This is a genomic window from Escherichia sp. WS1450, assembly GCF_046487395.1.
Classification (GTDB): domain Bacteria; phylum Pseudomonadota; class Gammaproteobacteria; order Enterobacterales; family Enterobacteriaceae; genus Escherichia; species Escherichia coli.
Genome location: NZ_JBJQJO010000164.1, coordinates 1 through 548, shown reverse-complemented (window position 1 = coordinate 548; position 548 = coordinate 1). Strand labels below are relative to the sequence as shown.

Below are 548 nucleotides of genomic sequence, written 5' to 3'. Positions count from 1 at the left end.
GAAATCATCGATGTGAAACAGTGCTACCCGAACACGGCACTGGTTGGCGTGCAGGTGGACTCGGAACAGTTCGGCAGCCAGCAGGTGAGCCGTAATTATCATCTTCGCGGGCGCATTCTGCAGGTGCCGTCGAACTATAACCCGCAGACGCGGCAATACAGCGGTATCTGGGACGGAACGTTTAAACCGGCATACAGCGATAACCCGGCCTGGTGTCTGTGGGATATGCTGACCCACCCGCGCTACGGCATGGGGAAACGTCTTGGTGCGGCGGATGTGGACAAATGGGCGCTGTATGTCATCGGCCAGTACTGCGACCAGTCAGTGCCGGACGGCTCTGGTGGCACGGAGCCGCGCATCACCTGTAATGCCTGGCTGACCACACAGCGCAAGGCGTGGGATGTGCTCAGTGATTTCTGCTCGGCGATGCGCTGTATGCCGGTATGGAACGGGCAGACGCTGACGTTCGTGCAGGACCGACCGTCGGATAAGGTGTGGACCTATAACCGCAGTAATGTGGTGATGCCGGATGATGGCGCGCCGTTCCG

At 59.5% G+C, this 548-nt stretch carries 1 protein-coding gene; it reads left to right on the top strand.

Translation table 11 applies throughout. The features are described 5' to 3' along the window. On the top strand, positions 1 to 548 hold a 548-nt coding region (locus ACJHYR_RS28145), incomplete at both ends, for a phage tail protein (protein WP_410233235.1).